Raw genomic sequence first — 4,612 nt, 5'->3', positions numbered from 1 at the left:
GATGCGCTGCAAGCCATCGCGTCGCCCGCTGGAGATCCGGTCGTCAAGCCAGGCACTTCGTTCGAGTATTCAAACACCAACTACGTCTTGTTATCAGTGATTGTCGAGCGCGTCACGGGACAGTCGCTCGGTGACTACACGCAGGCCGCGATCTTCGAGCCGCTCGGCATGGACGACTCGACGGTGCGCGACGATCAGGGCGCGCTCATTCTCGGCCAAGCTCAGGGATACGAGCCCGACGGCGACCAGTGGGAACCTGCCGGATCATCGTGGCAACAAACCGGCGACGGTGCCGTGCATACAACTGCCGCCGACCTACTGGCTTGGGTTGACCTCTTCGTGGCCGACGCACAAGTCGGCAACCTCGGGTCGCCCGAGTGGCTCAACGTGATGCTGGCACCCGGTAGCGTCGCCGACGAAGCAGGCGAGTACGGCGGCGGCATCGAGATCATCGGCAGTGGCGACGAACAAATTCTCCGGCACGGCGGTTCGTGGATCGGCTACGGCTCAGCAATCGTGATGCAACCAAGTGAAGGTCGCGCCGTTGCCGTCACATGCAACATAGATGGCGTCGAGGCCGAAGGCCTTGCAGCCAGCACCTTCGACATCTGGTCCTGACTCTGCCTCTCCGCCAGTTCAGCCCAGCCAGTTCAGCCCAGCCAGTTCAGCCCAGCCAGTTCAGCCCAAATGGTTCAGGAGCTGGCGTTTCGAGGCGAGGTAGGCGCGGCTCTCCGCGGTGTGCGCAACGTCGATCGGCATCATCTCGGCCACAGTGACGCCGTGCTCTTGGAGCCCCTGCGCCTTCGCCGGATTGTTGCTGATCAAGCGGACCGAGCTGATACCGAGGTCCAGCAGGATCGCCGCGGCGACGTCGTAGTGTCGGGCATCGACCGGCAGCCCCTGTGCGGTGTTCGCATCAACGGTGTCGAGGCCCTGGTCTTGCAACTCGTATGCCCGGATCTTGTTTGCCAGCCCGATCCCCCGGCCTTCGTGGCCTCGCAGATACACGACCACACCGGCTCGCCCGCCAGCTGCCTCCGCCGAGATGGCACGACGCGCTGCGTTGAGCTGTTGGCCGCAATCGCACTTGGCAGAGCCCAGCACGTCGCCCGTCAGGCATTCGCTGTGCAGACGCACCAGCACCGGCTGCGACGACGGCACAGCTGGGTCGCCGGCGATCAGCGCAACGTGCTCATGCCCATCGCTGGCCCGATACGAAACGATGCGAAACGTGTCGACATCTGTCGGCAAGCGCGCATCACCCACACGCTCAACTGTCACACTCAGGTCAGACCTCGGTGTGACAGACCTCGGTGTGACACCGGCGGGGCCGACACACTCGATCATCTCGCTCACACCAGTACCCGCCCGTAACCGGTGGTGCGCTGCTCGACTGGCCGTTCGATTGACTCGGCAAACTTTGTGAAGTCTTGGACTGTCATCTCCTGGCCGTGGCTCGCACCGGCGGCACGTGAAATGTTCTCGCCCATCAGGGTTCCGCCGAGGTCGTTGCAGCCAGCGTTCATCATCTGGTGTGTTCCGGACAAGCCGATCTTGACCCAGCTGGCCTGGATGTTCGGGATCAGTTCGCCGTAGGCAAGGCGGGCCACCGAGTGCATCAGCACGTTTTCGCGGAACGTCGGGCCGCGGCGCGCCTTGCGCTGCAGGTAGATCGGTGAGGCCATGTGCACGAAGGGCAACCCGACAAATTCGGTGAACCCGACCTGCCCCAGCCGCACGTTTTCTTTCTGCAGGTCGCGCGTGATCACTAAGTGGCGCGCCCAGTGGATTGGCTCTTCGACAGAGCCAAACATGATCGTCACATTTGAATGGAGACCGATCGAATGCGCTGCCCGATGGGCATCCATCCACTCTTCGGTATTGATCTTGTCGGGGCACAGAATCGCCCGGATGTCGTCGTCGAGAATCTCCGCAGCAGTGCCTGGCAGCGACGCGAGGCCAGCCTCTTTGAGTCGTCCGAGGTAGGTGACGAGATCTTCGCCGAGCCGCTTGGCGCCTTCGGTGACCTCGAGGGCGGTGAAGCCGTGCACGTGCATATCGGGCACGGCATCTTTCACCGCGCGTGTGACGTCGATGTAGTAGTCGCCGTCAAAGTTCGGGTGGATCCCACCCTGCAGGGTGACCTCGGTAGCGCCGGCGTCCCAGCCTTCCTTGGCGCGCTCGGCGATGTCATCAAGCGTGAGGAGGTACGGCGTGCCGCGCAGGTTGAGCGACAGCGGACCTTTCGAGAAGCCACAGAACTTGCACTTGAAGGTGCAGACGTTCGTGTAGTTGATGTTGCGGTTGGCGACCCAGGTGAGTGTGTCGCCAACGATTTCCTTGCGCCGACGGTCGGCCAGTTCCATGACCGCGACTGCTTCAGGGCCGCGCGCCGAGAAGAGTGTGGCGATCTCGTCGAGGCCGGGTTCTTGGCCCATCTCGATGCCGTCAAGCACGTCGGCGACCGCACCGGTCGGGCAGACCGTCCGTTCACGGTTGGGGTCATCCGACAGGAAGACCGGCGGCGGATTGTCGGCACCCGAGTACCAGGCGGTCGAGCGATGACCAACCAGCACGAACTCGGCACCGTCAGCAACGGTGTCGGCCGCTGTGGTCTTCTCCGGCCAGAACTGGCCTGGGTCGTCACGACCCAGCCACTCAGAATCGGCCCGATCCATCACCGGGAAGTGCATGCCTGCGTCGAGCCAGCGCACGCGGTCGCGCACGAACTCGGGATACACGGTCAGCCGCGGTGCGAGCACATGGCCCTTCCCCTCGGTGACCTCCCGCAGTCGTTCGAGATCGGGCCACGGCCGCTCTGGGTTGACATGGTCGGCGGTGACCGGCGAGACGCCACCCCAGTCGTCGATGCCCGCATCGACCAGTGCGCCGAAATCGTCAGACAGGTTCGGCGGTGCTTGCAAATGCACATCGGCAGGCAAGATCAGCCGGGCTGCTGCCAACGTCCACAAGTAGTCGTCGCTCGGGCACGCCCGCACGCCCTTCATTGCGGTGCGCAGCTTGGGGAGGAAGTTCTGGACGATCACTTCTTGCACGTGACCGTGGCGGCGATGGCTGTCGGCAATCGCTTCGAGACCGGCGAGCTGGTCGGCACGCGTGTCACCAATGCCGATGAGGATGCCAGTGGTGAACGGGATCTGCAGTTCGCCTGCAGCCTCAAGGGTGGCAAGGCGCCGCTCGGGCACCTTGTCAGGCGCACCACGATGAGCTTCGAGGTCGGGGTTGATCGACTCGATCATCATCCCCTGGCTCGGGCTGAACGGTCGCAACTGCTCGAGTTCGGCTTTGGTCAGTGCTCCGCAGTTGGCGTGCGGAAGGAGGCCGGTTTCGGCAATGACCAGCTTGGCCATCTCAGCGACGTAATGCACGGTGGAGTCGTAGCCCCGCTCACGGAGCCAATCGCGGGCCACCTCGTAGCGATCTTCCGGCCGCTCCCCGAGCGTAAACAATGCTTCGTGACAGCCTTGCCGGGCACCTTGCTTGGCGATCTTCAGGACGTCTTCGGGGTCAAGATACAGCTTCTCCACCCGGGCTGGCGGCTGGGCGAAGGTGCAGTAGCCGCACGTGTCGTTACACAGGAACGTCAGCGGGATGAACACCTTCGGGCTGTACGTGATGCGCGTCCCAAACGATTCGTCGCGGCGCGCTGAGGCGAGTGCGAGCAGGTCGGGCAGCGATTCGTTCAACAGTGGATGATTCATGTGGTTTCCCCCCAGGGATTTCAGTGGATAACGGTGTTGCCGGGTCGGCTCGCAATGGCCGACTGGGTGAATGTCTCGTCGCAGTGCCAGCAAACAAATGCCTGGTCAAGCGGTTCGCCGCACGCCTCGTGCACGAGCACGGTGGGCGGCTCGTCGTGATTGATCCATTCGTCGCCCCAGCGCATCAGCGCGACCAGGGTCGGCGACAGCGCAGCGCCCATCGGCGTCAGCCGATACTCGTAACGCGGCGGACGTTCGCAGTACAGACGTCGTTCGAGTACACCGGCCACGACCAGCCTTTTCAGTCGCTCGGTAAGGACCGGACGAGCAATGTCGAGGTCGCGGCGGAAATCGTCGAACCGTCTGACTCCACGAAACGCGTCGCGCATGATCAGAATGGTCCAACGGTCACCGAGTACGTCGAGGCTCGCCTGAATCGAGCACGCTCGATCGGCAGTGTTCTCGGCGTTGGCCATACCGCCACTATAGGTAAGTTCGGAATCAGAACCAAGTCGGTCCGTTTTTCGAACCTACTCTGGCCGCGGAGACCGCTGGAGCGGCACCCCGGTTCCGACGTCGGAACCGATCCGGTCAGCGCATGGGATCGCCACGCGCTTCATCTCCTTCCACGATGTCGACACCACACGCTGTACGAACACATGCCGCACCCGATCGCCTTTACACGGGAGCGTTAATGACATGTATCAAACAGACGATCTGTATTGGTTTCCATATCGAACTGGTGTATGCTTACATATGTCATCGACAACGGTGTTGGAGGGTTTGGTCTGCGAGGTCTCTGACATTGACGCCAACATTGACGTTGAGGTCAACGACATTGTTGGCGTCCTGAACTCTCAGCATGCTGCACTGGTGGATCGGGTCGCAGT

Annotated in this window: 4 protein-coding genes; 1 reads left to right on the top strand and 3 read right to left on the bottom strand. The window is 62.6% G+C overall.

Annotated elements, in window-relative coordinates; genetic code table 11:
* The coding region (locus ACH2EI_RS05955) for a serine hydrolase domain-containing protein (RefSeq protein ID WP_395155324.1) at positions 1-618 on the top strand (618 nt) is incomplete at its 5' end.
* Positions 619-678: 60 nt separating this feature from the next.
* Here the strand turns inward: ACH2EI_RS05955 and ribA are convergent.
* The 3 genes from ribA to ACH2EI_RS05940 form a co-directional block, all read right to left on the bottom strand.
* Positions 679-1,266 carry a GTP cyclohydrolase II gene (gene ribA / locus ACH2EI_RS05950; protein ID WP_395155323.1) on the bottom strand — a complete coding sequence of 196 codons (588 nt, stop codon included), beginning with the start codon at positions 1,264-1,266 and terminating at the stop codon, positions 679-681.
* A gap of 86 nt (positions 1,267-1,352) precedes the next feature.
* A complete protein-coding gene (gene cofH / locus ACH2EI_RS05945; RefSeq protein WP_395155322.1) occupies positions 1,353-3,722 on the bottom strand; it encodes a 5-amino-6-(D-ribitylamino)uracil--L-tyrosine 4-hydroxyphenyl transferase CofH in 2,370 nt (789 codons plus the stop codon).
* A gap of 20 nt (positions 3,723-3,742) precedes the next feature.
* Positions 3,743-4,198, bottom strand: a complete 456-nt coding sequence (locus ACH2EI_RS05940) for a winged helix-turn-helix transcriptional regulator (protein ID WP_395155321.1) — start codon at positions 4,196-4,198, stop codon at positions 3,743-3,745.
* Positions 4,199-4,612: the final 414 nt, after the last annotated feature.

The sequence above is a fragment of the Ilumatobacter sp. genome (assembly GCF_041688325.1).
GTDB lineage: Bacteria > Actinomycetota > Acidimicrobiia > Acidimicrobiales > Ilumatobacteraceae > Ilumatobacter_A.
Note: the sequence above shows the minus strand (reverse complement) of the source record. Positions and strands in the feature narration are given on the sequence as shown.

Excerpts from the sequence above, each read along its gene's own strand:
- ACH2EI_RS05940 (WP_395155321.1), bottom strand. The coding sequence starts at position 4,198 with ATGGCCAACGCCGAGAACACTGCCGATCGAGCGTGCTCGATTCAGGCG.
- cofH (WP_395155322.1), bottom strand. The coding sequence starts at position 3,722 with ATGAATCATCCACTGTTGAACGAATCGCTGCCCGACCTGCTCGCACTC.